At 42.3% G+C, this 25,570-nt stretch carries 22 protein-coding genes; 15 read left to right on the top strand and 7 right to left on the bottom strand.

What is annotated here, in order from left to right:
• Window positions 1-9: 9 nt before the first annotated feature.
• From EHO59_RS14820 to ispH, 4 genes are all read right to left on the bottom strand, one after another.
• Window positions 10-372 carry a response regulator gene (locus tag EHO59_RS14820; RefSeq protein WP_135589241.1) on the bottom strand — a complete coding sequence of 121 codons (363 nt, stop codon included), beginning with the start codon at window positions 370-372 and terminating at the stop codon, window positions 10-12.
• Window positions 373-390: 18 nt separating this feature from the next.
• The gene (locus EHO59_RS14815) at window positions 391-1,662 is read right to left on the bottom strand and encodes a hybrid sensor histidine kinase/response regulator (RefSeq protein WP_135589240.1); all 1,272 of its coding nucleotides are present in this window, start codon (window positions 1,660-1,662) and stop codon (window positions 391-393) included.
• Complete coding sequence (locus EHO59_RS14810) at window positions 1,655-3,730, bottom strand: PAS domain-containing sensor histidine kinase (protein ID WP_135589239.1); 2,076 nt, start codon at window positions 3,728-3,730, stop codon at window positions 1,655-1,657. Before EHO59_RS14810 ends, EHO59_RS14815 begins: the two co-directional genes overlap by 8 nt.
• 204 nt (window positions 3,731-3,934) lie before the next feature.
• Entirely contained in the window at window positions 3,935-4,873 is a 939-nt protein-coding gene (gene ispH, locus EHO59_RS14805) for a 4-hydroxy-3-methylbut-2-enyl diphosphate reductase (RefSeq protein WP_135589238.1), read from the bottom strand.
• A gap of 396 nt (window positions 4,874-5,269) precedes the next feature.
• On the opposite strand from ispH, the gene EHO59_RS14800 reads away from it, so the two are divergent.
• The gene (locus EHO59_RS14800) at window positions 5,270-6,118 is read left to right on the top strand and encodes a flagellin N-terminal helical domain-containing protein (protein WP_010515586.1); all 849 of its coding nucleotides are present in this window, start codon (window positions 5,270-5,272) and stop codon (window positions 6,116-6,118) included.
• 365 nt (window positions 6,119-6,483) lie between these two features.
• A complete protein-coding gene (locus EHO59_RS14795; protein WP_135589237.1) occupies window positions 6,484-8,115 on the top strand; it encodes an ArnT family glycosyltransferase in 1,632 nt (543 codons plus the stop codon).
• Between the two features lie 124 nt (window positions 8,116-8,239).
• Here EHO59_RS14795 and EHO59_RS14790 read toward each other — a convergent pair whose 3' ends face one another.
• The gene (locus EHO59_RS14790; protein ID WP_135589236.1) at window positions 8,240-9,271 is read right to left on the bottom strand and encodes a glycosyltransferase family 2 protein; all 1,032 of its coding nucleotides are present in this window, start codon (window positions 9,269-9,271) and stop codon (window positions 8,240-8,242) included.
• 83 nt (window positions 9,272-9,354) lie between these two features.
• On the opposite strand from EHO59_RS14790, the gene EHO59_RS14785 reads away from it, so the two are divergent.
• From EHO59_RS14785 to EHO59_RS14750, 8 genes are all read left to right on the top strand, one after another.
• On the top strand, window positions 9,355-10,443 hold the full coding sequence (locus tag EHO59_RS14785) for a CehA/McbA family metallohydrolase domain-containing protein (RefSeq protein ID WP_135589235.1): 1,089 nt from the start codon (window positions 9,355-9,357) through the stop codon (window positions 10,441-10,443).
• Window positions 10,444-10,612: 169 nt separating this feature from the next.
• The gene (locus tag EHO59_RS14780; RefSeq protein ID WP_135589234.1) at window positions 10,613-11,698 is read left to right on the top strand and encodes a phosphoesterase; all 1,086 of its coding nucleotides are present in this window, start codon (window positions 10,613-10,615) and stop codon (window positions 11,696-11,698) included.
• Between the two features lie 82 nt (window positions 11,699-11,780).
• The gene (locus EHO59_RS14775) at window positions 11,781-12,206 is read left to right on the top strand and encodes a hypothetical protein (protein WP_135589233.1); all 426 of its coding nucleotides are present in this window, start codon (window positions 11,781-11,783) and stop codon (window positions 12,204-12,206) included.
• 40 nt (window positions 12,207-12,246) lie between these two features.
• Complete coding sequence (locus EHO59_RS14770) at window positions 12,247-13,617, top strand: TolC family protein (protein WP_135589232.1); 1,371 nt, start codon at window positions 12,247-12,249, stop codon at window positions 13,615-13,617.
• Between the two features lie 12 nt (window positions 13,618-13,629).
• Window positions 13,630-14,082, top strand: coding sequence for an LIC13259/LIC11441 family protein (locus tag EHO59_RS14765; RefSeq protein WP_135589231.1), 453 nt, complete (start codon window positions 13,630-13,632; stop codon window positions 14,080-14,082).
• Window positions 14,069-15,112, top strand: coding sequence for a heavy metal-binding domain-containing protein (locus tag EHO59_RS14760; RefSeq protein WP_135589230.1), 1,044 nt, complete (start codon window positions 14,069-14,071; stop codon window positions 15,110-15,112). The genes EHO59_RS14765 and EHO59_RS14760 overlap by 14 nt, the downstream gene beginning before the upstream one ends.
• 7 nt (window positions 15,113-15,119) lie before the next feature.
• A complete protein-coding gene (locus EHO59_RS14755) occupies window positions 15,120-18,521 on the top strand; it encodes an efflux RND transporter permease subunit (protein ID WP_135589229.1) in 3,402 nt (1,133 codons plus the stop codon).
• Between the two features lie 99 nt (window positions 18,522-18,620).
• Window positions 18,621-18,929: a hypothetical protein gene (locus EHO59_RS14750; RefSeq protein WP_135589228.1), complete on the top strand. Its 309-nt coding sequence runs from the start codon at window positions 18,621-18,623 to the stop codon at window positions 18,927-18,929.
• A 78-nt stretch (window positions 18,930-19,007) separates the two neighbouring features.
• On the opposite strand, the gene EHO59_RS14745 is transcribed toward EHO59_RS14750, so the two are convergent.
• On the bottom strand, window positions 19,008-19,859 hold the full coding sequence (locus EHO59_RS14745) for a flagellin N-terminal helical domain-containing protein (protein WP_135589227.1): 852 nt from the start codon (window positions 19,857-19,859) through the stop codon (window positions 19,008-19,010).
• A 308-nt stretch (window positions 19,860-20,167) separates the two neighbouring features.
• Between EHO59_RS14745 and EHO59_RS14740 the strand changes: the two genes are divergently transcribed.
• Genes EHO59_RS14740 through EHO59_RS14730 form a run of 3 tightly spaced genes read left to right on the top strand, consistent with a single transcriptional unit; the run spans window position 20,168 to window position 23,240 of the window.
• On the top strand, window positions 20,168-20,725 hold the full coding sequence (locus EHO59_RS14740; protein WP_135589226.1) for a cob(I)yrinic acid a,c-diamide adenosyltransferase: 558 nt from the start codon (window positions 20,168-20,170) through the stop codon (window positions 20,723-20,725).
• On the top strand, window positions 20,698-21,993 hold the full coding sequence (locus EHO59_RS14735; protein WP_135589225.1) for a peptide MFS transporter: 1,296 nt from the start codon (window positions 20,698-20,700) through the stop codon (window positions 21,991-21,993). Before EHO59_RS14740 ends, EHO59_RS14735 begins: the two co-directional genes overlap by 28 nt.
• A complete protein-coding gene (locus EHO59_RS14730; RefSeq protein WP_135589224.1) occupies window positions 21,990-23,240 on the top strand; it encodes a C40 family peptidase in 1,251 nt (416 codons plus the stop codon). The genes EHO59_RS14735 and EHO59_RS14730 overlap by 4 nt, the downstream gene beginning before the upstream one ends.
• A 62-nt stretch (window positions 23,241-23,302) precedes the next feature.
• Here the strand turns inward: EHO59_RS14730 and EHO59_RS14725 are convergent, their stop codons facing one another.
• On the bottom strand, window positions 23,303-23,917 hold the full coding sequence (locus EHO59_RS14725) for an LON peptidase substrate-binding domain-containing protein (RefSeq protein WP_135589223.1): 615 nt from the start codon (window positions 23,915-23,917) through the stop codon (window positions 23,303-23,305).
• A 62-nt stretch (window positions 23,918-23,979) separates the two neighbouring features.
• Here EHO59_RS14725 and rfaE1 point away from each other — a divergent pair, with 62 nt between their 5' ends.
• Window positions 23,980-24,993 (top strand): D-glycero-beta-D-manno-heptose-7-phosphate kinase, encoded by a 1,014-nt coding sequence (rfaE1, locus tag EHO59_RS14720; protein ID WP_135589222.1) that lies wholly within the window; start codon window positions 23,980-23,982, stop codon window positions 24,991-24,993.
• The gene (gene rfaE2 / locus EHO59_RS14715; RefSeq protein WP_246052960.1) at window positions 24,990-25,481 is read left to right on the top strand and encodes a D-glycero-beta-D-manno-heptose 1-phosphate adenylyltransferase; all 492 of its coding nucleotides are present in this window, start codon (window positions 24,990-24,992) and stop codon (window positions 25,479-25,481) included. Before rfaE1 ends, rfaE2 begins: the two co-directional genes overlap by 4 nt.
• Window positions 25,482-25,570 lie beyond the last annotated feature (89 nt).

Below are 25,570 nucleotides of genomic sequence, written 5' to 3'. Positions count from 1 at the left end.
TACCGAAATCTAAACCAAAAGTATCTGTATCGTTTTTAACAATTCTTCTGGAGAGAATGGCTTGGTAAGCCAAGCTTTTGCACCAGCCTTTAGCCCCTCCGACTTCAACTCTTCTTGGGATTCAGTAGTTAACATCACGATGGGAACGAACTTATGATTTGAATCCTCTTTGATCGCTTTAACAAAACTGAGTCCATCCATGTTCGGCATATTCATGTCGCTTACTACTAGATCTACTTTCCCTTCCTTTAGTCTTTCTAATCCCATTAAACCATCTTCCGCTTCCACTACCGAGAAAGAGGCTTGAGAAAGATGTAGACTCAGGATCTTTCTGAAAACGGCGGAATCATCTACGATCAATATTTTCTTCATTCTTTCCTTCTTGTTTGCCTAGCGGATCGGCAGAAATAACTCGCTCATCACGCAAAGTCGGATCTGATCTCCAGTATGATCCTTTGCATTATGAATAAAAAATAATCCGTTATGCTTTCTCATGATCTGATCCACTGCAGTCAATCCGAGACCTAAGCCGAATTTTTCAAGGTGAGAGACGCTCTCTACCGGAGGATGAAGTCGAAAGAATGGCTGTAGCACCAAACTCTCATATTTTTCATCCACACCTCCATACGGCTTCTCATCTACAATGTTCTTCAAAACGATACAAAAGTATCCTTGGTTGATACTCGTAAACAATTCCAGGCTCGTTTTAGGGGCGCAGTATTTGAACGCATTAAGAACGATTTCATAGACAGCAGAGAAAAAGAGTTCGGGTTCTATCTCCACTTCCACATCTCTTTTTAAAACGGGAAGATTCAACCTCAGGTTCTTTTGCTCTAGGTAAGGCCGAATGAACTCGACTGTTCCTTTCATTTTCTCAATGAGCTCAGAAGCGAGCATCGGCTTCTTGTTTAGATCTGTATTAATGATCTCTAATAATTGAGTGAGCCCAGTCAGAAGATTCTTAGTAATCTCCTGATTCTCCAAGATCAGGTCCATAATAGTAGAATGGATCTGATAATAGTCTCCGTCCTTTTTCAAATCAGCCCGAGCCATATCTAACAGGCTGATGATTGCGCCTATTCCGGAACCTTGGGATAGGGAAGTCTGGAGAGAATGTATGGACGACTTTTCCCAGGATTCATCTGCGGACTTTCTTCTGGTTTCCTTATAGGTAAGCCACTCTAATTGGCTCCTTAGCTTTAAGCTCTCCGCTTCTAGGATCGAATTCTCTCTGTCTTTTAGTGCCTTGTAGTCGACTGCCTTGGACATGGACTTGAGAAATAGGTCCGGCATAATCGGTTTGATAATATAATCGAATACACCTAACTTCATGACCTCGATCACAGTTTCTGTGGAATCGATTGCAGTTTGCACGAGTATGGTGGCCTCAGGTTGAAATTCCTTTAACATACGAATGAAGGAAGGTCCATCCATCACAGGCATGAGAAGATCAACTATATAAATCGAATATTTCTTTGCTTTGGCCATCTCGATGGCCTCTTCTCCGTTCGAAGCAGACTCGTATTGGATCCCGAATTCCTCACAAAGCGCCTCAAGCATAAGAGTATTTTCCAATTTATCTTCTACGATCAGAACTGGATCTCGAACGAGACTTTTTCGTTCTATTCTGGTTTTACCAACAGAGCCGGTGGTATTATTCATGGATCTCATCCGCCAACTGTTCTATGATTACTTTCAATTCGTCTATGGAGATAGGGCTCCCAAGATAGAAATCGAATTCTGTTCCTTCTTCTCTTGTATTTCCTTCGGGGAGAATATAGACAGTTTTCCAGGCTTTCGAAGATCCCGGAAGTCCGGTCGTTGCTCGATTGTCTCTGAATAGGATTAGTTTTTTATTATATTCACCTTTGTTCTCCGAAAAATACAGATCTTGGTCCTGTTTCTTGAAGAAGGAGGTTAGCAACTCTTCATTCTTTCTGTTTGCGCACTCGAATCGAATATAGCAATTCGCCTTTAGTTTTTCTGGATACGCATTTGAATAATTTCGTCGGACCTGGATCTTACGTTCTCCCTTATCTAAAACGGGAAGGCTTATAAAGAAAGAGGTTCCGATTCCTTCTCTACTCTTCAATCGAATGGAACCGTTATGCGCCTCTACTAACTTCTTTACGATCGAAAGGCCAAGCCCAGTTCCTTCCGTATCCTTTGTCCTTGCATTCTTTACCTGATAAAATGCATCGAATACTTTTCTCTGCTCTTCATCTGGAATTCCGATGCCTGTGTCTGTGATCTCTACGAGCCAGAAATCCCTTTCTTTGGAAACGGATACGTAAATAGAACCTTGTTCTTCTGTGAACTTGACCGCATTTCCGAGCAGATTCAAAAAAATCTGCCTGACTCTTTTAGGATCTCCTGTGATCAGAGGATGTTGGATATCTGATTCCTGCCAGACAAGGTGGATATGTTTTCTAAGTATTTCCGCTTCTAACACGGAGACAACTTGCTCTATTTCTTTTTTAAGATCCAACTCATCGAAATTGAAGCTGGATTTTCCTGCATTCAGCTTGGAAAGATCTAAGATATCGTTGATGAGCCCCAACAGATGCAATCCTGAATTATGGATCACGTCCAAGTATCTTTGGTTACTTGGATCCTCTTGGGAAGGTTGGATCATCTTTGAGAGTCCTATGATCGCATTCAAAGGAGTCCTGAGTTCATGACTCATGTTCGCAAGAAATTCACTTTTTGCTGTACTTGCGGCTTCTGCCTTTTCCTTTTGTACGGATAATTCCTTGGTCCGCTTCTCCACGGTCTCTTCCAAGGTTTCTTTATGAGTTTTCAACTCTTCTAATATAGATTTTCTTTCTAAATAAAATCCGATTAGATCCGCAAACGTGCGAAAAGTAAATTGCTCCTCAGGACCTGTCTGGCTCTCGAAAAATTCCATTCCCAAAAATCCGATCCAATCACCTGAGATCTTCAAAGGAAATAGGAAGATAGTATCCGACCTTCGGCCTTGGCAAAAATATCTTTCTAATTCGGGAAGTTGGCTTGTTCTGAATTCTATGATTTCATTCTTATGAAGAAATCCCTTCCACCTGGAGAAGCGAGAAGTCAGAGAAATTTGCGGATGAGTCTCCGCTAAGGTAGAACTAGAGAATGGACTCTTACTTTCCGCCTCTAATAGCAACACTTCTGGATTGCTCGTTCTCTTATAGAAATAGATCCTTTCGGCACCGGTGAGGACTAAGAAATGTTCAATCGCTCTTTCTACCGTAAAGCTTTCGTGCTGGGTGCTCATTAAGATCTGAGAGGCAGCGGTCAAACCCATCTCTGATCTCAATCTTCTCGCAGCAAATTCCTCTCTTAAGATCTTATCAGTGATATCTCTCTGGATAGATAATAGATTCGTAATTTTCCCGGCAGGATCCTTGACGGGAGAAACAGTCCATTCTGCATGATACTTGCTCCCATCCTTTCTATAATTGATTGTAGAAGAAGAGTAGGGAATTCCACGTTGCACGCAATTTTTAAGATTTTGTAATGTCTTTCTGTTTGTATCTTTTCCGAAAAGGATCTTCGCTGATTTTCCTTGTAATTCTTCTATCTTATAACCGGTTAAATTGCAAAATGCAGGATTTGCGAAGACTATAGATGGCCCGTTCTCGTTTAAATTAGAATCAGTTACGAGAATCGCGTCAGAAGTCTGTGAGACTATGAGTTGGAACAGTTCGGTTCCTGAACCGAACCGTAGATCTTCCTTGACCATACAGGGGAAGAAACTTACGCGAAAACAGAGTTAATTCAATCACTTTAATGCAAAAATACACAAAAATGACTCACTTTGGCGCATAACGCCTTTTACGAGGACATTATATAATGATTTTAAGATAAAGATTATTCTAAAGACACAGAACTAACCCTCAAATTCCGAAAGGAAAATGAGATCCCAAAGGATCGGGACATAAAGAAATTAAAGTAACAAGTTAGCTGGTAGTTTGAAACTCATGGAATCTTCCCTTGAACCTGGGAACAAATCCACACTGACCGAAGGATAGAATTCCCTCAATTTGTGAATGATCTCATCTACTAGGATCTGAGGAGTGGAGGCTCCTGCAGTAATTCCGATCGTTCGAATATTCTTTTCCTCCAAGTATTCTTTGCTTAGATCTTCTAAAGAATTTACTTTAAAGGAGAAAGGTTTGGATTTTTGGGCAAGTTGCAATAGGCGAAGAGAATTAGAACTATTGTCTGCTCCGATCACTAACATTGCATCTATCTCTTCCATCATGGAAGAGACTGCTTCTTGTCTTTCCGTAGTCGCGTAACAGATATCATCCTTGGCAGGATGTTCTACACTTGGGAATAATTCTGCGATCTTTTCAACGACCAGCTTAGTATCCGCAACGGAAAGAGTGGTCTGCATTAGATACGTGATCGGCTTGTTTGTATCTATTTTTCCGATTAGCTTTTGGACGTCTTCGGGGGATTCTACTAGAAACATATCGGCTTCGCCCATGGTTCCGATCGCTTCGTCATGACCTTGGTGGCCTATATAGATGATCTGGTGAGAATCCTTATAGCGACGCGCCTTTCTGTGGACCCGAGTTACCAAAGGGCAGGTAGCATCTCCGATCTTCATACTGCGCTTTTTAGCTTCTTCGACGACTTCAGGAGAAACTCCATGTGCGGAGAAGATCACTGTGGCTCCGTCCGGAGCTTCCCCAAGCTCGTTAATGAACTTGATCCCTCTTTTCTTCATGTCTTCTACGACACGACGGTTATGAACGATTTCCTTTCGTACATAGATCTGTTCTTTGGAATGGGACTGGACCTGTTCCACATAAGAGATCGCATATTTTACGCCGGCGCAGAAACCGCGGGGATTCGCTAGATAAATTCTTTCGAGCATCTTTCTTTCAGACTGTTGCCTGTATCTATTCCGGCAAGCACTTTCAGGGGGAATTACGGGTCCAAAACCGCGCCAGAGACGTGGAGGACTTTAGTCCGGACGCGCCTTTGTATGAAATGTCGAAGTTACTACAAATCTTCGGCGCGGACGGATGAGGCGAATGCCGAATCCGCAGCGGCTCGGCTCCGAGCGAAGCGCGGAGGGCGCCCAAAACTATCCCTTCTGAAACGTGACATATCCTAGCTTGGTAGGAAGCATCTTTTATCTTATTATCTGTGAAAAAAGTATCTCTTCCGTTTTGGAAACTGGCCCGATTTTTAAGGGGAAGAGGTCAAGGAAGACCTCTAGGAAGATCAATTCTCCGCTTGCGGAGATTCGGATTCAAGGAGGAACCGAATGATTATTAACCACAACATCAGTGCCATCTTCGCTCACAGAACTTTAAAGTTCAATAGCGAAAGCATGAACAAAGACATCGAGAAGTTGTCTTCTGGTATGCGTATTAACCGTGCAGGTGACGACGCTTCCGGTTTGGCCGTGTCCGAAAAAATGAGGACTCAGGTCGGAGGTTTGCGCAGGGCGGAACAAAACACTGAGGACGGTATGTCCTTGATCCAAACGGCAGAAGGGTATCTGCAAGAAACCCATGAAGTCGTTCAAAGGATCCGCGTGCTTGCAGTGCAAGCTGCGAACGGTATTTATACCGAGGAAGACCGTCAACAAATACAAGTAGAGGTTTCCCAGTTGGTCGACGAGATCGACAGGATTGCTTCTCAGGCCGAGTTCAACAAGATGAAACTCCTTACTGGAGCTTTCGCTCGTTTGAATCCGACCGCAAGTATGTGGTTCCATATGGGTGCTAACATGCACCAAAGAGAGAGAGTTTATATTGAAACGATGAACACCGCGGCTCTGGGACTCAGAAACCCGACTGTTCTAACTTTCATCTCTCTTTCTACGGCGGGAAAAGCGAACTCCGTTATTGGACTCGCTGACGATGCTCTAAGACTGATCTCTAAACAGAGAGCAGACTTAGGAGCTTATTACAACCGTCTGGAACATGCCGCTAAGGGGTTGATGAACGCTTACGAGAACATCCAAGCTGCTGAATCACGGATCCGTGATACTGATATGGCTGAGCAAATGACCAGCTTCACCAGATATCAGATCCTGACCCAGGCTGCTACTGCGATGCTCGCTCAGGCGAACATGAAACCGCAAACCGTGCTCCAGCTATTGAAGTAATTCAATAGCGGCCTGCCGGTTCATCTTTAGTGTGTTCCGGCAGGGGAGCCGCCTAAGTGAATGTTGGTTCTTTCGACGGGACCACGGATTTATATTTTTTATAAATCGCCGTACGACTCTGAAGCCTAACTTCTCGTAACGAAGGTTAGGCTTTTTTTTATTCTAATCTGCTTTCAGAAATTCTTTTCGCATCTCTTATATCTTTTTGAAATTAAAGAGATCTTTCTATTCCATTTCAATTTTATCTGTTTTGTAACGAATCTGGATTGTAAAATTTAGGTTTTGGAATGATGAAGTAGAATGTCTTCGATTTTTGGATTAGGGAAGGCGAGACTTCGCTTCCTTTAAAAGGTTTTTCATTTAGAATGCGAAATTTGTTTTTTCCACTTTTATTCCTTCTGTATCTTTTGTTTCTTCTCTTCGGCTTAGGAAGCTTTCCTCTCATTGATTGGGATGAGAATATTTACGGAGCTGCTTCCAAGGGAATGTGGGAATCCGGTGAATTCTTTCGCATCCAAGTAAACGGGCAGATATTCAGCGAAAAGCCTCCTTTTTATTTTTGGTTAGCAAACGCTTTCTACGGAGTTTTCGGTTTAAACGAATTTTCTACTCGTATGCCTTCCGTTTTGAGCGGATTAATCTCCTTCTTCATTTTAGTTCGCTTAGGAAGTTCTCTTCACTCAAGATTCTTCGGATATGCATGGGCATTTTTGTATTCCGCTTCCTTCTTGCCTCTTCTTCTTTCCAGAACGGCCTACATAGACCATCTATTCAATACTCTCATTTTACTTTCGGTAATCTCGCTCTACTTTTACGAAGAGAACGAGGGGGAAGAATTCAAGATTAGAGTTCGTTGGATCTTCTCTTCCGCATTCTTTGGAGGAATGGCAGTATTAACCAAAGGTCCTCTTGGTCTAGGGATCCCTCTTATTATTTTCGCTGCAAATCGAATCTTAGAAAGAAGATGGAAGTTTAAATTCTTCGATTTTGTTTTATTCGGGTTCGTATCCTTATTGGTTCTTTCTTTTTATTATCTCACGAATTATATTCTGTACGGCGAGGAATTCCTTGTACAATTCTTCGATTTCCAGAAGAAGCTTTTAACCAAATCTTTAGAATCCCATACAGGTCCTTGGTTCTATCATTTTATTGTAATGTTCATTGGATTCTTCCCTTGGACGATCTTACTGTTTGCAGTCGCCAAGAATTGGAAGCTTTTCACTGATCCAAAGATCGCAAGATTCTCTCGCTATTTCCTGATTTGGTTAGGACTTGTGCTCGCAATCTTTTCGGTGGTGCAAACCAAACTTCCTCATTACTCTTCTTCCATTTACTTTGCTCTTTCCTTCTTTGCTTCCTATTTAATCGCAGAAAGGGAAGAAGCCTTAAAGTCAAAATGGATCCCGATCTCTTTCTTAGGATTAGGACTCGTTATAGGGCTTTTATTTGCATTCCTACCGAATATTTTGGAGCAATCTTCTTCTTTCACTGGAGTGGGAAAAGAGGCATTGCCTAAATTCACCGGAATCGATTCTTTACCGGGAATCTTTTTGTGCATCGGAATTCTTTTAGGCAGTTGGGGACTTTGGTCTTCCAGTAGGGGAAGGGGAGAAGGCTGGTATTTCTTTCTTCTCTCCACTTGGACAGGAATGATGTTATTTGTAGGAACTCTTTCCGCCACCTTGGCTCCCAAGATCATTTCCTTTTTACAAGACGGAAACCTTCGTCTCTACGACCAAGCGGAGAAGTCAGGCAATCCGGTCATCTTTTACAAATATCTTTCTTTTTATCCAATGTTCTATAGAGAGCAAAAGATACATATCGTAGGGAGTTACAAGTTCAAGGATGAAGTCGATCTTTTTGAGTCGGACCAAAGCTTAGCGATTATCTGCAATCGAAACAGCATATTGGAATTGATGCTGACCTATCCAAAGCGAGAGTTTAAAGAAGTATCCGCCGAGAATGGACTCGTTCTATTAACTTCTTCTTTAAAATAAGAACAGAATTCAGAGAAGAAGAAGTGATTCGAGAATCGACTTCTTCTTCAGCAAATCTTTCACGGAATTTAGATTCCATTTTTGAAAACACGGATCTGAGTTGTCAGGTCCCCGATTTTGTGATTTAACGGCGAGAGGTTTTGCCCACGGGCCTCTCCCCACCACCCGAACCGGGGGCGGGGGACGCCGAATCCTTCGAGCGGAACGGAGCTTCCGTTCCGAATTTTAATAGAGACAATTCAAAATTTGTTCTTTGGATCTTGGATACTGTATGGAGCACCAGACCGATCGCAATTTGAATCCAGGAAAATAGCATTAGTCCTGTCGCTAAGATCGCCAGCGGCACATGATACACGTATCTATATTTGATATAATCCACGACTGCGGGAAATCCGGCGGCCAAAGAAAGGATCCCAGCAACTAAGGAGAAGAAACCGAAAAAATGCATCGGCTTATAATCCTTAAAGATCCATAGAATATTATTCACCACTCTATATCCATCTCGGATTGTATTTAATTTTGAAAAACTTCCTTCAGGCCGGTCCTTGTATTGGATAGGAACCTCTTTCATTGCAAATCTTTTGTCCAAGGAGTGCAAGGTCATTTCGATCTCTAACTCAAATCCGCTTGCAAGTATCGGGTAATTTTTTACGAATCTACGAGAGAACACTCTATAGCCGCTCATTGCGTCTCTTAATTTTACCCCGAATAAAAAGTTGATCAGATTGATCACCAGATGATTGCCAAAGGAATGAAACGGTCTCTTATTTTCCTTTCCATAGACTCCTTGGCTCAAGCGATCTCCTACGACCAAGTCTAGACCTTCTTCATTTAGAATTGCAGTAAGATTGTGAACTTCTTCCGCAGGATAGGTCATATCCGCGTCTGTAAGAATATAGATATCAGCATCTGCCAGTGTAAAAGCCTTTCGGACAGCATTTGCCTTCCCTTGGCGAGGCTCAAAGAGAACATTCCCTTTCATTTTATTTTTCTTTAATGTATCGACTGCTATCTTTCTAGTTTGGTCGGAAGAATTATTGTCAACGACCCAATATTCCGCTTGTGGAAGTTCTTTGAAAAAAGCAAGAATGGTATCTCGGATCGTCAACTCTTCATTGTAAGCCGGTATTATGATAGCGATTCTTTGGTCCTTCATTTTTTATCCTTTAAGGTCTTCAATTAGTACTGGACAATTTCTTTAAAACGGATTTAGCTCTGAAAAATTTTTATTACACAAAAATGAAAAAGTTCAAAAAGATCGCTCTCTTATTTTCCATCATTCTCATATCCGTTATTGCCTTTAATGTCTGGGCGAGTCTCCGATTCCGAATCATCTCTAAAGGCCAACCACACCAGACAGGAATAAAAAATCCTTACGAAAAAACTACAAAAATTAAATGGGCAAAGACTGCAATTCACCTACATACCAATGAAATCTGGTATACTCCTCTTAGAAATTCACCGGAAGAGATCTTAGAGATTTATGGAAACTTCGGCACCAAGATTCTCTCTTTCACCGATTACGGTACGATTACTAAAGTGGATTCCAAAAATCCAGTCTTGATTCCAGGATATGAATGGGGAAGGAATCTTAAAAAGAGACATCTCACTATCTTAGGCACCGAAAAGGTGGAGCCTGATTATTTCCCTCTCTATTCTTCCCTTGAAAATATTCAATGGGAGATTAATGCCCAAAAGGAGAAAGGAGCTTTCGTTGTTATAAATCATCCCACATTGTACAATGGATTCACTCTTTCCGAATTAGAAAGATTGTCCGGTTACGATGCAATCGAAGTTCTTTCGCCTTATGGAGATATTTCCAAATATTGGGATGAGCTGCTCAGCCAAGGGATCCATTCATTCTGCATGTCCGGAGACGATCTGCATTATCTTCCTAAGGCAGAATACGTAAAGATACAAAGTAAGACTCATGGCCTAAGGGAGACGCTCACTCTTTTGTTCGCAGAGAAGGGCGAGGCTTTGATGAGATATATTCTCTTGAATACGGATTCTTATTCACAAGAAGATATTTTAAAAGCTCTTAAATCCGGGAATTATGCCTGCGTTCGTAAATTGAAACGGAATCTAGACGATCCTAAGCTTAAATCTTTCTCCTTAAAAAACGGGAACGAAGTGAGCTTCGAATTTGAAGAGACTCCCTTCTTCGTCGAATTCATCGGTGTAGACGGCCAAGTCCTTCACAGCATAGTGAACCAAAAGAGCGGTTCTTACAAGGCAAAGCCTAGAGATTTTTACGTTCGGATCCAAGCTTTATTTCCTACAGCCTATGTTTTCAGTAATCCTTTCTACGTAAATTCGAACGAGTAATATACTTTTCAGAAACTATTGATTTCACTTCTATAAAGCAAATCCAAAGAATCTCTATTTTCTCTGTTACATATTGATGAATTCTAGATGTTTTCGTAGATAAGTTGTAACAAAGCATTTTACAAATTCTAGTTTTCTGTTTCGAACCTGCTTTCGAACTTAGGTGAGAATGAAGAAGCGGATTTTTTTCCTTCTCTGCGCTCTGCTCCTAGGAATGGTTCTTTTAGAGAACCTATATACTTGGATCTTCTTGAAAGCGGATCCTACACTTGCTCAAGCTAAAATCGAATGGGCAAGGTTTGAGAATCCATACAAACGCAAAACTTCCTTATCTTGGCAAAAGGCCGCAATTCATCTCCATACGGATCGCATTTGGTTCACACCTGGTCGTAATTCCCCCGAAGAAATCGAAACAGTGTATGCAGCGAATGGCTATAAGATCCTAGGCTTTACCGATTATGAAAGGATCACATTGCCTGAAAAACTTTCCTCGATCAAGGGCTATGAATGGGGAATGAACTTAAAGAAAAGGCATCTCACCGTTTTAGGTACTGAAGAAGTAACGAATGATCTTTTTCCGATCTACGCAAGTGTAGAAAACATGCAATGGATGATCAATAAGATCGGATCTCAAGGCGGATTCATTGTAATCAATCATCCTCTTTTAAATGACAGTTTTCCGCTGAAAATTTTATCAGAATTAAAAAATTATAATGCTTTGGAAGTGTTCAGTCCTTTTGGCGATATTCCAAAACAATGGGATAAACTGCTAAGCAATAAGGTTCCGTCCTTCTGCATGGCATCCGATGATCTGCATTATCTTCCCAGAGAAGAATATATTCGCATCAAGACGTCCGGACTTCCGAATTGGAGAGATCTAAGCTCAGAGATCTACAAACAAGAAGGCGAGTCCCTGATGAGATATGTACTCATCAATACGGATAGTTTAGAAGAATCCGAGGTCCTGAAATCTCTACGGGAAGGGAATTATCTCTGTGTTCGCAAGATGGAAAGGACTCTGCAAGATCCGAAACTAGGTCCAATCGGAATGAAAGGAGAGGAAGAGATCTTTTTTGAATTCCAAGACACTCCGCTCACAGTTGAATTCATAGGTCAAAATTCGGAAGTTCTGTTACATACCGCTTATTCTAAGAGAGGTTCCTACAAGATAAGGCCTAGCGATTCTTACGTGAGGATCCAAGCGATCTTTCCCACAGCAGTTGTCTTGAGTAATCCTTTCTTTCCTAAGAAATAATTTCAGAAGAAGTCGGCTTATTTTACAAAAACCTTTTTTTCTTGACATTTGGGTATTTGCTCCAGTCAGATAGAGGAAGGTCATGGATTCCCGTTCCAAAAAGACAATTGGATTTGTATTAGCTCTCGGCTTTGCTATGCAAGTCGCTTGCAGTTCTATCGCAAGCCTGATCGGATCCTGTCCTGTTTCCATGGGTGCTTCTGTCTCCGTAAAGACAGAAAAACTTCCTCCTTGCCATAAGTCTTCTGAGAAGTCCGAAAGTGAAAACTCTTCGGATCCGCAAAAGAACTGTTGTGGAAAGGATGCCCCTGTTTCCGTTACTGCAAACGATTCTTGGCAATCTGTAGACGGACAAAAGCTAAAGATAGAAAAGATCGTGCTCCACTGGTTCTTTCCCCAATCGAAAGTATATCTTTCGCTTAGAGAGGGTTTTCTACCTTCTTCTCAAAAGATTCGAAATATATCCCGACCTCAAACCTTAAGTCTACTTCAAACATTTTTAATTTAAGAACTTCTCATTCTTCTTTCTATTTTTGATCGGAGGACTCATGAGTCGTACCCTTATTCTATTATCATATTATATATTCTTTTCCGGGATGCTTTTGGCGGAACCAAAGGATCTGGAAAATGTTTTGGAAATCCTGGCCTCAGAGCATCCGGAAGCCAAATCCCTTGCAGGAATCTCCCAGGCCCATAAGGCGCATACGGAAGCCTCCGGGATCTTACCAGATCCGAAGATCGGATTCGCGTATAGAAACTATCCGACACGAAACGGATACTCCTTGGGTGGAAACAGAGCGATGGATACTCCTACGATGACGGGTATGGAGTTTTCTGTTTCGCAAGAGTTTCCTTTTCCAGGAAAGCTGAGCACTGAGAATCGAATCTCTCAAATCATGCAGAACGAGGCAAATTTCGGCTACTTAGCCGGAGTAAATCGTATGCTTGGCGATTTCTTCAGTCTATTGAATCGCTATCAATCAATCGGCAAGAAGAAGATCCTAAATGAAAGGATCCTAGTTCTTTCGAATGCCCAAAAGAATATAAGCGAATCTTCTTACTCATCCGGAGGAAGCAACCTTACCGGTGTATTAAAGGCAAGCGTCGCTAAGACCGAAGCATTAGAAAAGGAAACGGAATATTCTACTTTTATAAAGGATCTTCATTCGCAGTTAGAGTATTTCCAGATCTCTCAGAAATTGCGTTTCTCCGATTTTGAAAGCCTGGATCTGAATTCCTTTTTAGAAAAAAATAATGAAGAGATCCTTACTCTGATCCAAAGCGAGACGAACCTTGTAGAAACGACTCCTGAATACAAAACAGTCGCTTCCGAGGAGAAGAGACTGAAGGAGCAGGCCAAACTAACTAAATACTCTCTTGCTCCTCAAACTGAAGTCTTCTTCTCGTATATGAAAAGAAGACCTCAAAGCTTAGCCTTGGACCAAGGTCCCTTAAACTATGGGCTCATGGATGTGACCGAGTATAGAGGAGATCTATTTAGCTTAGGAGTGAATATGAAGGTTCCCGTCTGGTCTGCCTTGAAATGGAATTCGATTACAGGTGAAACGGAACATCTCGCCGAAGTAGGAAAGGATTCAGTAGAAAAGACAAGGGCCCAAATGATCTCCCAGTTAAATCGCAATTTGGCCACAGCTCAAGGTCTTTCCAATCAAATCCAACTCGTAGAAAAGAGACTGATCCCTGAATTGGAGAAAGCTTCCAGAGCGGGTGTATATCAGTACAGTTCCGGAAAGGGGAATATACAGGAGCCGTTCTTAGCTCAAACAGAAATCTTAAACGCAAGAATCCGATTAGAAGATCTGAAAGAGAGAAGAAACGAAACAATTATCAATAATCTAAAACTATTAAGTTTTATTTATAAAGAAACAAAGATCCCAGCACATCATCACAAACAATAGAGGTACATAAATATGAAATCATTCGCCCTAACATCTATATTCTTTTCTGTCCTAATTTCTTCTTCCGTATTTGCACATGAGGGAAAAGAAAGCTTCGTATTAAAGGAAGTAGCTAGAATACATACTGAGATCTTTGAAGAAAGATCAGGAACAATCGACACTAAGAAATTGGAACAACTGCTTCAAGAAAATGCGGACTCCAAGAAAGCCCAGGAACACTTTAAGAAGGCTTTCGCATTTGTGATCGAACTGGGAAAGGCAAAAGATCTGTCTCAAAAGAGAGATTTATTTTATAAGATCTCGACAGAACTTGAAACGATCTTAGGCCACCATGATAAGTCTGGAGTTTCTTCCTTCTATTGTCCTATGCTCAGGAAGAAGTGGCTCGCATCCGGCAAAACGATCCGAAATCCATACGATTCCGGAATGAAAAACTGCGGAGAGATCTCTCATGCAGCGGACTAAGATCTCCAAAACCTTCTTTTTACTTTCCTGCCTTTTGGTCTTCCTACTGGTATTTGCCTGCGGAAAGGCCAAGGAGGTTTACTATTGTCCGATGCATCCTACATATACTTCGGACAAACCGGGCACTTGTCCTATCTGCAACATGGATCTAGTCAAGAAGGATGAGCATTCCAATCATACAAATCAAGCACCGATAGCGCCTCAATCCGAGTTCACTTCCAAAGAAATGTCTGAATCTAGCGAAGATCTTTCTCTTTCCTACGAGAAGCAACAGTCGATTGGGATCAAAACGGAAACTGTCTCTATCCGAAACTTAACTAAGGAATTCAGAGCCTATTCGAATGTAGCCTATGATCCGGAACTTTATACCGCGCTTACGGAATACAAGGAGTCTGTTCGTTCTTCGGCGGCTCTTGCAGAATTCGGTTCGGGATTGAATATTAGAAATTTGCAATTGAGATTGCAGCAACTTGGACTTTCCCAAGAACAGATCCGAGTCTGGACATCCGGACAAAGAGATCCTTCCGAGCTGATCTTAGGCGGCAAGGGGGGAAGGGCCCATATCTACTCCCAGATCTATGAGTCGGATCTTTCCTTCGCAAAGCCAGGACTATCTATCTCTTTCAAAACGGATGCATTTCCCGACAAAGAATTTAAAGGAAAAGTAAAAAGCATCGATACGATCTTAGATAAAAACACTAGAACTCTTAGATTAAGAAGCGAAGTTTCTGATCCTTCTTATCTTTTAAAGCCTCAAATGTTTGGAGAAATTCTAGTTCAAATGGAAATTCCAAAGGTCTTGAGCATTCCAAGTTCTGCCATCTTAGATACGGGAACAAGAAAGATCGTCTATACTCAAATCGGACCGGATAAATTCAGAGCCGTTGAAGTCAAGGTCGGCAGAGCGATAGGCTCTTGGACTGAGATCAAATCGGGCTTAAAAGAAGAAGAAAGAGTCGTTATAGAATCTACCTTCTTGCTAGATTCGGAAGCTAGGATCAGATTCGGATCCAAAACACATTCACACTGAGACATATATGATACGTTCCATCATTCGATTTTCCGCGGAGAATAAATTTCTAATCCTAGTGCTGGCATTCGCGTTACTTGTAGCCTCATATATCAGCATGAAAAAGATCCCGCTGGACGCTATCCCGGATCTTTCCGATACCCAAGTTATCATCTATTCTAGATGGGATCGAAGCCCCGACATCATAGAAGACCAAGTAACATATCCTATCATCACTTCTCTATTAGGAGCTCCTAAAGTAAAGGTGGTTAGAGGATTTTCAGATTTCGGTTACTCTTATGTGTATGTGATCTTTCAAGATGGCACAGATATATATTGGGCAAGATCCAGAGTATTGGAATATATTTCTAAGATCCAATCCTCTCTGCCTTCTGGAGTTAAATTAGAATTAGGTCCCGATGCAAGCGCAGTAGGATGGGTATATCAATACGCAATACTTGATAAGACGGGAGAAAATTCCTTATCCGATTTACGAACGTACCAGGATTTTCATCTGAAATATCTCTTAAATTCGGTTCCAGGTGTGTCCGAGGTGGCTAGCATCGGCGGATTTAAGAAGCAGTACCAGATCACGATACATCCGAATGCATTGCGTTCTTATAATATAGATTTTGAGACGATCGTGCAAAAGATCAGAGAAAGTAACCAAGAAACTGGGGGAAGGTTACTCGAGATCTCCGGAGCGGAATATATGGTACGAGGAAGAGGCTATCTCAGCTCCCTCACAGATATAGAAAATATTCCTCTGGTCACTGATGCAAATGGAACACCGATCCTTTTGAAAAACATAGCCTCCGTCCAAATTGGTCCTGATATCCGAAGAGGAATCGTGGATTTAGATGGAGAAGGAGATGTGGTCTCCGGCACTATCGTGATGAGACATGGAGAAAACGCTCTTTCTGTTATAGATCGAGTAAAAGAAAAAATACAAGGCCTAAAAAAGAGCCTGCCCCAGGGATCTGAGTTAGTTACCACCTATGATCGCTCCGAACTCATAGAACATGCGATCTCCAATCTAAAATTCAAATTAGTCGAAGAAATGCTCATAGTATCACTCGTGATCCTTCTTTTTCTTTGGCATTTCCCTTCTGCGATCATTCCTATCCTTACTATTCCCATCTCCGTCGTGATCGCATTCATTCCAATGTATTTGGCGGATATCAATGCGAACCTAATGTCTTTGGCGGGGATAGCTATTTCTATCGGGGTTCTTGTCGATGGGGCCATTGTGGAAGTGGAGAATGCGTATAAGAAATTAGAAGAATGGGATTCGGGAGGAAGAGTAGGCGACTATCATAAAATCAGATTGGATGCCTTATTAGAAGTCGGCCCTTCCGTATTCTTCTCCTTGCTTGTAATTGCAGTAGCATTCCTTCCCATATTTACCCTGGTTGATCAAGAGGGAAGGTTATTTCGTCCATTAGCTTTTTCTAAAAATATAGCGATGTTTATCGCGGCCATTCTAGCGGTTACCTTGGATCCGGCACTTAGAATGCTATTCACCAGAATGGAACCATTTCAATGGAAGAATAAGGCTCTATCTAAACTAGCTACGACTCTCTTCGTTGGAAAATATTATCCAGAAGAAAAGCATCCAATCAGTAAGATCCTATTCAAATACTATGAACCTGCTTGTCGCTTAGTCTTGCAGAGACCGAAACAGATCATACTCGGATCTTTCGTTCTAGTGCTTTTGACCATTCCAGTTTATTTTAGTCTTGGCTCCGAGTTCATGCCTCAACTCTACGAAGAATCTTTGCTGTATATGCCGACGACTCTACCAGGTATTTCCGTGGCAGAAGCAGAGAAGCTCATGACTGTTATGGACAAGAGGCTTAAGAGTTTTCCGGAAGTAAAACGTGTCTTTGGCAAAGCAGGACGTTCGGAGACTGCAACAGATTCGGCGCCTCTATCCATGATGGAAACAGTAATCCTTTTAAAACCTCAAAACGAGTGGAGAAAGGCAGATCGATTCTATTCGAACTGGCCAAGGATATTGCAATATCCATTTCTCCCGTTTAGTTCGGAGAGGCTTACAAAAGACGAACTAGTAGAAAAGATGAACTCCCAGATGCAATTTCCAGGAGCAACAAACGCGTGGACCATGCCGATCAAGACTCGGATCGATATGCTAAGCACTGGGATGAGAACTCCGATCGGCATCAAGATCCTGGGCTCTTCTTTGGACGAAATTGAAAAGTTAGGAATCCAAATAGAGGGTCTTCTCAAAATGGATCCAGAAGTACGGAGCGTGTTTGCAGAAAGAACTGCAGGAGGATACTTCTTAGACCTGGAATTGAGGAGAGAAAAATTAGCTCGTTACAATATCTCCGTCGATACTGCCCAAGCAATCATTGTCGCCGCAATCGGAGGAGAACCGATCACCCAAACCATAGAGGGTAGGGAGCGTTTCTCAGTCAATCTACGCTATCCAAGAGAACTCCGCGATTCAGTAGATAAGATCAAAGCAATTCTAGTTCCTACAAAAGAATTCGGTCATATTCCGATCGGAGAAATAGCGAATGTTCAAATGAAGACGGGACCTTCTATGATCCGGGATGAAAACGGCTTTTTGACCGGCTATGTATACGTAGATCCGAACACGGATGATATAGGAGGATTCGTAGACCGAGCTAAGAAATTCGTGGATTCCTCCGTTCAGATGCCTGTTGGATATTCCCTGGTATGGAGCGGACAGTACGAAAATATACTTCGTGTCAGAGAGAGAATGCTTTATGTATTACCGCTCACTCTCTTTCTGATCTTCTTCTTATTGTATTTCAATACGAAATCGTGTGCAAAAACCTTAATTGTACTACTTGCAGTTCCATTTTCTCTGATCGGCGCCGTGAGTTTATTGTACGTTCTGGACTACAATATCTCCATCGCTGTTTGGGTGGGAATGATAGCACTCATGGGTCTAGATGCAGAAACCGGAGTGTTCATGCTTCTCTATCTGGATCTCTCTTATGACAAAGCGTCCCAAAATGGAGAAACGAATACGAGAGAGGGAAGGATAGAAGCAATCATCCATGGCGCTGCACATAGGATCCGACCTAAGATCATGACCGTTCTTGCCGCAATGATGGGGCTTCTTCCTATTATGTGGTCCCAAAGCACAGGATCGGATATTATGAAACGAATCGCGGCTCCCATGGTAGGCGGGCTCTTTACCAGTTTTATCTTAGAATTGCTGGTCTATCCACCCATCTACCTTCTTTGGAAAGAAGGAAATCTTTCTTTCCAATCTCTTCTTCCGGGCAAATTTAAGAAAAACCTGATAGAGAAACCGGCAAATTTTTCCGCGGTGCAAAATTTCAAAGATTTTATAGAAGAGCAAGAAAAGATAAATATCAAGAAGCCGAGCCGAAAGAAAGATAAGAAATCCGTAAAATCCGAACTTTCATAAAAAAGGAGAAGCCAAAAAATTGCTTTATAGTATTTTACGTTTGACTAAAACTTCATTTAACATAGTTGATTAAACGCTATCTTTAATAAGGAGAGAGGTATGAAAAAACTAATTCTATTTCTGTTAATTTCATTCGTGTATGTGGGGAGTCTATCCGCCTTTACCGAACTGGACCAACTGCTGATCGTCGAGGCAACTACTCCGGATCTCAAAAAGATCGCTAAAGAGTATTTCCTGAAAAAAGCCAAGGACAGCAAGGAACTTGCGGACAAATACAAATCCTTAGCGAATACTTCCAGTGGTGCAAAAGCGACTACGGATGCAGCGGATAAGAAAAAATACGAAAAACTCGCAGAACATAGCGAGAGAGAAGCAGCTCAGTACAAAGCTCAAGCAGACAAATACTAAGAGCGATTTCTTCCCTTAAACGAAAAAACCCGTCGTAAGACGGGTTTTTTTATTCCGGATCAAACGCGATTAGATCGTTTATCCGAATCTTTCACTCAAAAGCTTGACCACTTGCTCCGGTCTCATGTTTGCCTGGGCAAGCATTGCAACTCCGCTCTTGGTCAAGATCTGATTCTTAGTAAAGTCCACGATATGTTCCGCCATATCTGCGTCCCTTACACGACTTTCTGCAGAGACCATATTGATATAATTGGCCTGCAATCCTTCCGCAGTGATCTCCAATCGGTTATAATAAGCTCCTAAATCGGATCTTTGTTTATTCACCTTTTGGATCGCGTTATCTAGGATCCCGATCATCGCATTCGAAGAGGCAGGAGTCGAAAGTGTCTGCTTCTTGCCGTTACTCTCCAATTGAAGAGCTCCTGCATTCATAGCATCCACGAAGATTTCCAGCTTCTCGTTTTGATTCGGTCCCACATGCAGTTGGATCGGATTCTTAGAATCCTTGGAGTAGGAGCCGCTCAATGGACGAATCTTATTGAACTCGGCGGTTTTACCCAAACGGTCCACTTCTTCGATGAGCTGGTCTACTTCCAATTGCACTAGTTTGCGATCGTCGTCGGAATAGATTCCGTTGGAAGTTTGGATGGAGAGTTCTCTAAGTCTTTGGAGAATATTATTCACCTGTTCCAGATTTCCTTCGGTCACCTGGATAAAGGACACTCCGTCCATTACGTTTCTTTCAGCTTGGGCAATTCCACGAATTTGGGTACGCATTCTCTCGGAGACTGAGAAACCCAATGCATCGTCACCGGCACGATTGATCCTCATTCCGGTAGAAAGCTTTTCGGTAGTCTTGTCCAGCTCGTGATTGACAGTCTTCAGTACGTTATTCGTACGAAGAGCGCTGATGTTGTGATTGATAATCATCAACAACCTCCCTGTAGCTAGAGCTCGGATCCGTCCGAACCATATTTCGGGGTTTTAGGAGGCTGAGAAACCTCCCGGGCACCCCGGTTTCCACTGCGATTTTCACTCCCTTTTTTTTGTGGGGAGATTTTTTTTACGATTTTTCCTAAAGACTAAAGCCACGAATGGCGATATTCCAAATACAGGAAAAACCGTCTTCATCCTACTATTCGGCTGACCCGTTCGCAACTTTTTTTCTCGTAAATCCTCTTTTCTGAGGGAAATTTCTATCCTTTTTCTGATTCTGTCCCCTAAACAAAGGGCCTTATATGAAAATCTATACTAAAAAAGGGGATTCTGGGACAACATCCCTTGCCTCCGGCTCCAGAGTCTCGAAGTCCGATAAACGGGTAGAGCTCTACGGAACGGCAGACGAATTGAATTCGTCTATCGGTGTGGCGCTTTCTTTTCTGAAAGAGGACTCAGCAATTCGCCCTGGCCTGGAGAATATTCAAAATTTATTATTCGAATTGGGATCGGAATTAGCAGGATACAAAAAGAAGGACGATAGTTCCTGTATTTTAGAAGAAGACATACTTGCTTTAGAGAAAGAGATAGATTCTTGGCAAGAATCCCTGGTCCCCTTAAAGAATTTCATTTTGCCGGGAGGCTCAGAAGGAGCCTCATTCCTACATATATCTAGGACCCTGGCCAGAAGATTAGAAAGAGATTTGGTGCGCTATAAGGAAGAAGGAAATGAGGTCTTCTCGGAAAACCTTCGTTTCTTGAACAGACTTTCCGATTATTTGTTTGTAGCGGCAAGATTTGCCAATTTCGAATCTAAAATTGCGGAGCCTCAATGGAAGTCCAGAGCCAAGGGTCAATAAAACATCCGAAAGGTCTTTTTGTTCTATTCTTCGTAGAGATGTGGGAAAGGTTTTCCTTCTATGGAATGAGAGCCTTGCTCGTCTTATTCCTCACTAAGTCTTGGCTCATGCAGGACCAGGAAGCGAATCGGATCTACGGAGTATATAACGGATTCGTGTATTTAACTCCCATCCTGGGAGGATTTCTTGCAGATCGCTTTCTAGGATACCGCCGTTCTATTTTCATAGGCGCAACGCTCATGATGTTCGGTCATCTCTCCCTGGCATTGGATCAAGTCTCTACTTTCTACTTAGGACTTGGACTTTTAATCTTAGGGAACGGATTCTTTAAGCCATGTATCTCTACAGTCGTCGGAAGGATCTACGAATTAGAAGGAAAGCCGGATCTAAAGGATTCTGGATTTACGATTTTCTATTTCGGGATCAATACCGGAGCAGTGCTCGGGACCTGGGCCTGCGCCAATCTTGCGGAATACAAGGGCTGGCATTACGGATTCGGAGTGGCAGCACTCGGAATGCTCATTGGGCTCATCATCTTTGGGATTTTGGGAAGAAGGGTGGACGCAAACGCTTTCGCTCCGACTGAGATCCGAAAAGAAGACTCAAGCGATTCCCAAGAAGACAAGATCAAGAATAGAGAAAGGATCTATGCAATCCTAGTCTTCTCTGCAGTCACAATTACTTTCTGGGCGTCATTCGAGCAAATGGGATCTTCCCTCAATCTGATCATAGACAGATATGTAGATAGAAACATACTCGGATGGGAAATCCCCGCTGCAAATTACCAATCTCTAAATCCAATTTTCGTAATGAGCTTGGCTTTGATTGTTTCCTGGATGTGGAAGAAATTCGAAGAAGCAGGGCGACATGTTTCCACAATCACTAAATTCTGTTTCGGTCTAACGATCCTAGGCAGCGGATATTTGATCTTGAGTTTTGCCACTTCTCACAATGCGGAGAAGTTTTCTTCTATTTGGATCATTCTTGCGATCCTACTCCATACGATAGGAGAATTATTCGTGTCTCCGGTAGGTCTCTCCTTAGTTACAAAACTCGCTCCGAATAAGATCGCTTCCATGATGATGGGAATCTGGTTCTTGGCCACGTTCTTCGCACATATCCTAGCGGGCGAACTTGCAGGAATGATGGGAGGAAGGGAATCTTTATCTGGATTTTTTCTCATCTTCTTCTTATTGCCATGCGCCGCTTCTTTCGGACTTTTCTTATTTAGAAAAAAACTAGAAAGCTGGATGCACGGGATTAAATGAGGATCCTACTTACCCTTCTTCTTTTCTTAGTGGTTCAGTTCTCTTTGCACGCGGATCCATTCGAGGATCTTCTAAAAAGCGATTGGAACCAGTCCCAAACACTTCTGATCAAGAACTCCGTTTTTCAAAGATTGGGAAGAAGGGCAAACGAAAAGGACGTTCTAAAGATCACTAAGAATGTAATCCCTTGGGCCATCTTAGAAGGAGTCACTCCCGAGAAAACTGCGGATCTGATCGTAAATTTGGATTATGCAGTAAAACAAGGTCTCGTATTCGAAGAGGCAGAAGACGCAATCCCGGTCATGTCCAAGAGAGATCTCACCAAAGAGGATTTCAGTTATATAGGACTCTACTTCAAAGAAACCAAAAAGGCAAATATCAGAGAAGAGGTCAGGAATCGATTTGTAGAAGCTGCTCTCGAAAAAAATTGGGACGGTCTTTCTATTCTTGCCGGAGGAAGAGCACTTATCGCAGGAAAGCTAGTGGATTTTCCACAGAACAGATTGGCTACGAAGATACTTTCTTCTCTTCCTGCTAAAGGAAGGACAGTTGCTTTCGAGAAATTAGAAACTGGTTTTAAGAATTCGTTAGATTCAAAATTAGAAGGAGGATCGTATATCCTTCTTTCTAATTTAAAAAAATTGCATGCAGGAGAAAAGGGAAGCGAGCCCAAAAATCTAGGAAACGCTCGCGCAATCGAATCTTCTCTGGATGAAGTGGGTGGCATCGTTATCGGAGAAAGACCTAAATTCGAGCCTTTACCTGACGCTCCCTTGGTCCCGAACCTTCCCGAAGTAGGAGAGCCTACTGATTACGATACACCTACAAAAGAAGGATGGGAGACTCTTTCTTCTTCAGCTCTTGGAAAGGTAGCAAGAGAATGGGTAGGAACTCCATATAAATGGGCAAATGCCTCTAAGACAGGAACAGACTGTTCCGGATTTACATACAGAGTTCTTACAGACGGAAGAATTGGAGTCCCGGAAAAAATGGTATCCAGAGCCTCAAGTGCCCAAACTAAGATGGGAATCGGTGTGACCCACGCAGAAATGAGAGCAGGAGATCTGATCTTCTTTTCTGCCTCACCGAATCAGTCCAAAGTCACTCACGTTGGAATGGTACTCTCCAAAGAAGAATTTGCTCATGCGTCTTCTTCTCGTGGAGTAGTGATCGATAAGGTCGCAATGAAATGGTGGATCGATCGATTTGTGCTTTCTAGAAGAATGTTTAAGAAGGTAATTGATTGATCATCGTTTGCTGATCTTAGTTTACAAGACTTCGCATTTGCTAAAACGAAAAGAGAATGTTTTCATTCTCCCAGATTCATCTCTTCCACAATATTCGCGAGTAATTGTGCTTTCGCAATTTGATCCGGATGCGCCAGGATCTCCTGCTTCTGTTTAAAATTGAAGTTTAGAATAGAAGAAATAAAATCCACCGGAAACGGATGATTCCATAGATCGTTCATTCGAAGAATCAAATCTTCCTTGGCACCTTCTGAAAGCAGGATTCTCTTTGTGAGATATAGAATTCGATCGAATGTCTCTACGAATAATTTGTCTTCGATATATTTAGAATCTGGCTCCACTTTTTCCACGACCCCAATTCGAAATGGATCCATTGTCTCGTAGGATTCTAGCTTAGCGATCCCTTTGCCTTCTAACAATATATTAGATCTTCCGTCCGGGAGAGGGTCTCTTCGTACAATACTTCCCCAGCCAAAGATGGTTTCTATTTCAGGATGAGGATTCTTAGGATCAAAAAGATCCATTTTGATCGGAGCGATCGCCATCTCTTCTCCCGATTCGGAACAATAATCCAACATCATTCTATAGCGAGGCTCGAATATATGTAGAGGAAGAAAGGTCCCCGGAAATAGTATCACTTCTGGCAGAGGGAAGATAGGAATTGTAGTTCTTGACACCTAGGATTTATCCTAACCTGTTGAAGTGAAAACGCAAATAAAATAGTTCTAGCGGTTCAAAATTGTATTATTTAGATAAAAGCAGATATTTAGACGCCGCCTCCCGATTGGGAAAAACAAAGATCATAGTGATCGGAGATCTGATCCTAGACGAGTATTTGATCGGAGAAGTGAATCGCATCTCTCCCGAAGCTCCAGTTCCTGTGGTCTGGGTCCGAAATGAAAAAACCACTTTGGGCGGTGCTGGCAATGTGGTAAAAAATTTTTCCAGATTGGGAGTGAAATCCTTCGTACTGGGAAGGGCTGGAAACGACCCAACTGCGAATGTGCTCGAAGAACTTCTTCTCGCAGAAAATACTTCTTCGGATAAGAACAAGATACTTCGTTCCGAATTAGTTCCCACCATTTTGAAAACCAGAGTGATCGCAGGACACCAGCAAGTTTGCAGGATCGATAGAGAAGAAACTCATCCTCTCAGCAAAGAAGAAGAAAAGGAACTCATCCGAGTCTTTTCGGAAAGAATTCAAGAAGCGGATGCTGTGGTTCTTTCCGATTACGATAAAGGAACTCTGACTTCTAGCCTAATCCGAGAGATCATAGACCTTGCAGTAAAACATAATAAGATCGTAACAGTAGATCCTCAGGTCTCTCATTTCTTCCAATATGATAAGGCTACAGTCATGACGCCCAACCACCATGAAGCGGGGAAGGCTCTTGGCCAAAAATTAGAGTCCGACCAACAAGTGGAAATCGCAGCCAAAGAGATCGCAGAGAAATTGCATTCTCCTTCTATGATGATCACTCGCGGAGAAAAGGGAATGAGCCTATATCTTTCTTCCGAAGGTAAAACATTCCATATTCCTACGGTCGCAAAGGAAGTATTCGATGTAACCGGTGCGGGAGACACTGTAATCTCCGTATATACCGCCTTTCTTGCAGCGGGTCTGAATGAATTAGAATCTGCGATCGTTTCCAATGCAGCGGCTGGAGTAGTCGTAGGAAAACTAGGAGCCGAAACAGTCTCACCGGAAGAGCTCTTAGAAGCCTTGGAAAAACGAGGAAGTTTCCGCCCGTGAATTCCTTTTCTCTTTGTTTGGAAAAGATCATTCCTTTTTCGGAAGCAAAGCTTGTTTCCGAAAAGATCCGCAAAGAGAAGAAGATCGTATTCACAAACGGTGTCTTTGACCTTGTTCATAAGGGTCATTTGACGTACTTAGCCGAAGCCAGAGATCTAGGCGATTGCCTTTGGGTGGGATTGAATTCCGACAGTTCCGTGAAACGTCTCAAAGGCCCAGAAAGACCCGTAAATTCCGAAGAGGACCGAGCCCTTCTTCTTTCCTGCTTTTCCTTTGTGGATTTTATTACCGTATTTACGGAAGATACTCCTCTTTCTCTTATCTCCCAAGTCTCTCCTCATATTCATAGTAAAGGAGGAGATTATAATATAGAAGCTTTGCCTGAGACTCCATTGGTCCGTAGCCTGGGAGGAGAGGTCAAAATCCTGCCGTTTGTAGAAGGATTTTCGAGTACGGAGCTCATTCGTAGGATCCGAGAAAACAAGTAAATCCCTCCAAATCCTAAAAATTCCCCCGCAACTTGGCGAAATTCCGAGTTGGATTTTCAGAGACTGAAGAAAACTCTGTTCAGCAGGTA

The sequence above is a fragment of the Leptospira semungkisensis genome (assembly GCF_004770055.1).
GTDB lineage: Bacteria > Spirochaetota > Leptospiria > Leptospirales > Leptospiraceae > Leptospira_B > Leptospira_B semungkisensis.
The sequence above is the reverse complement of the archived record's forward strand: the minus strand, read 5'-3'. Positions and strand labels throughout refer to the sequence as shown.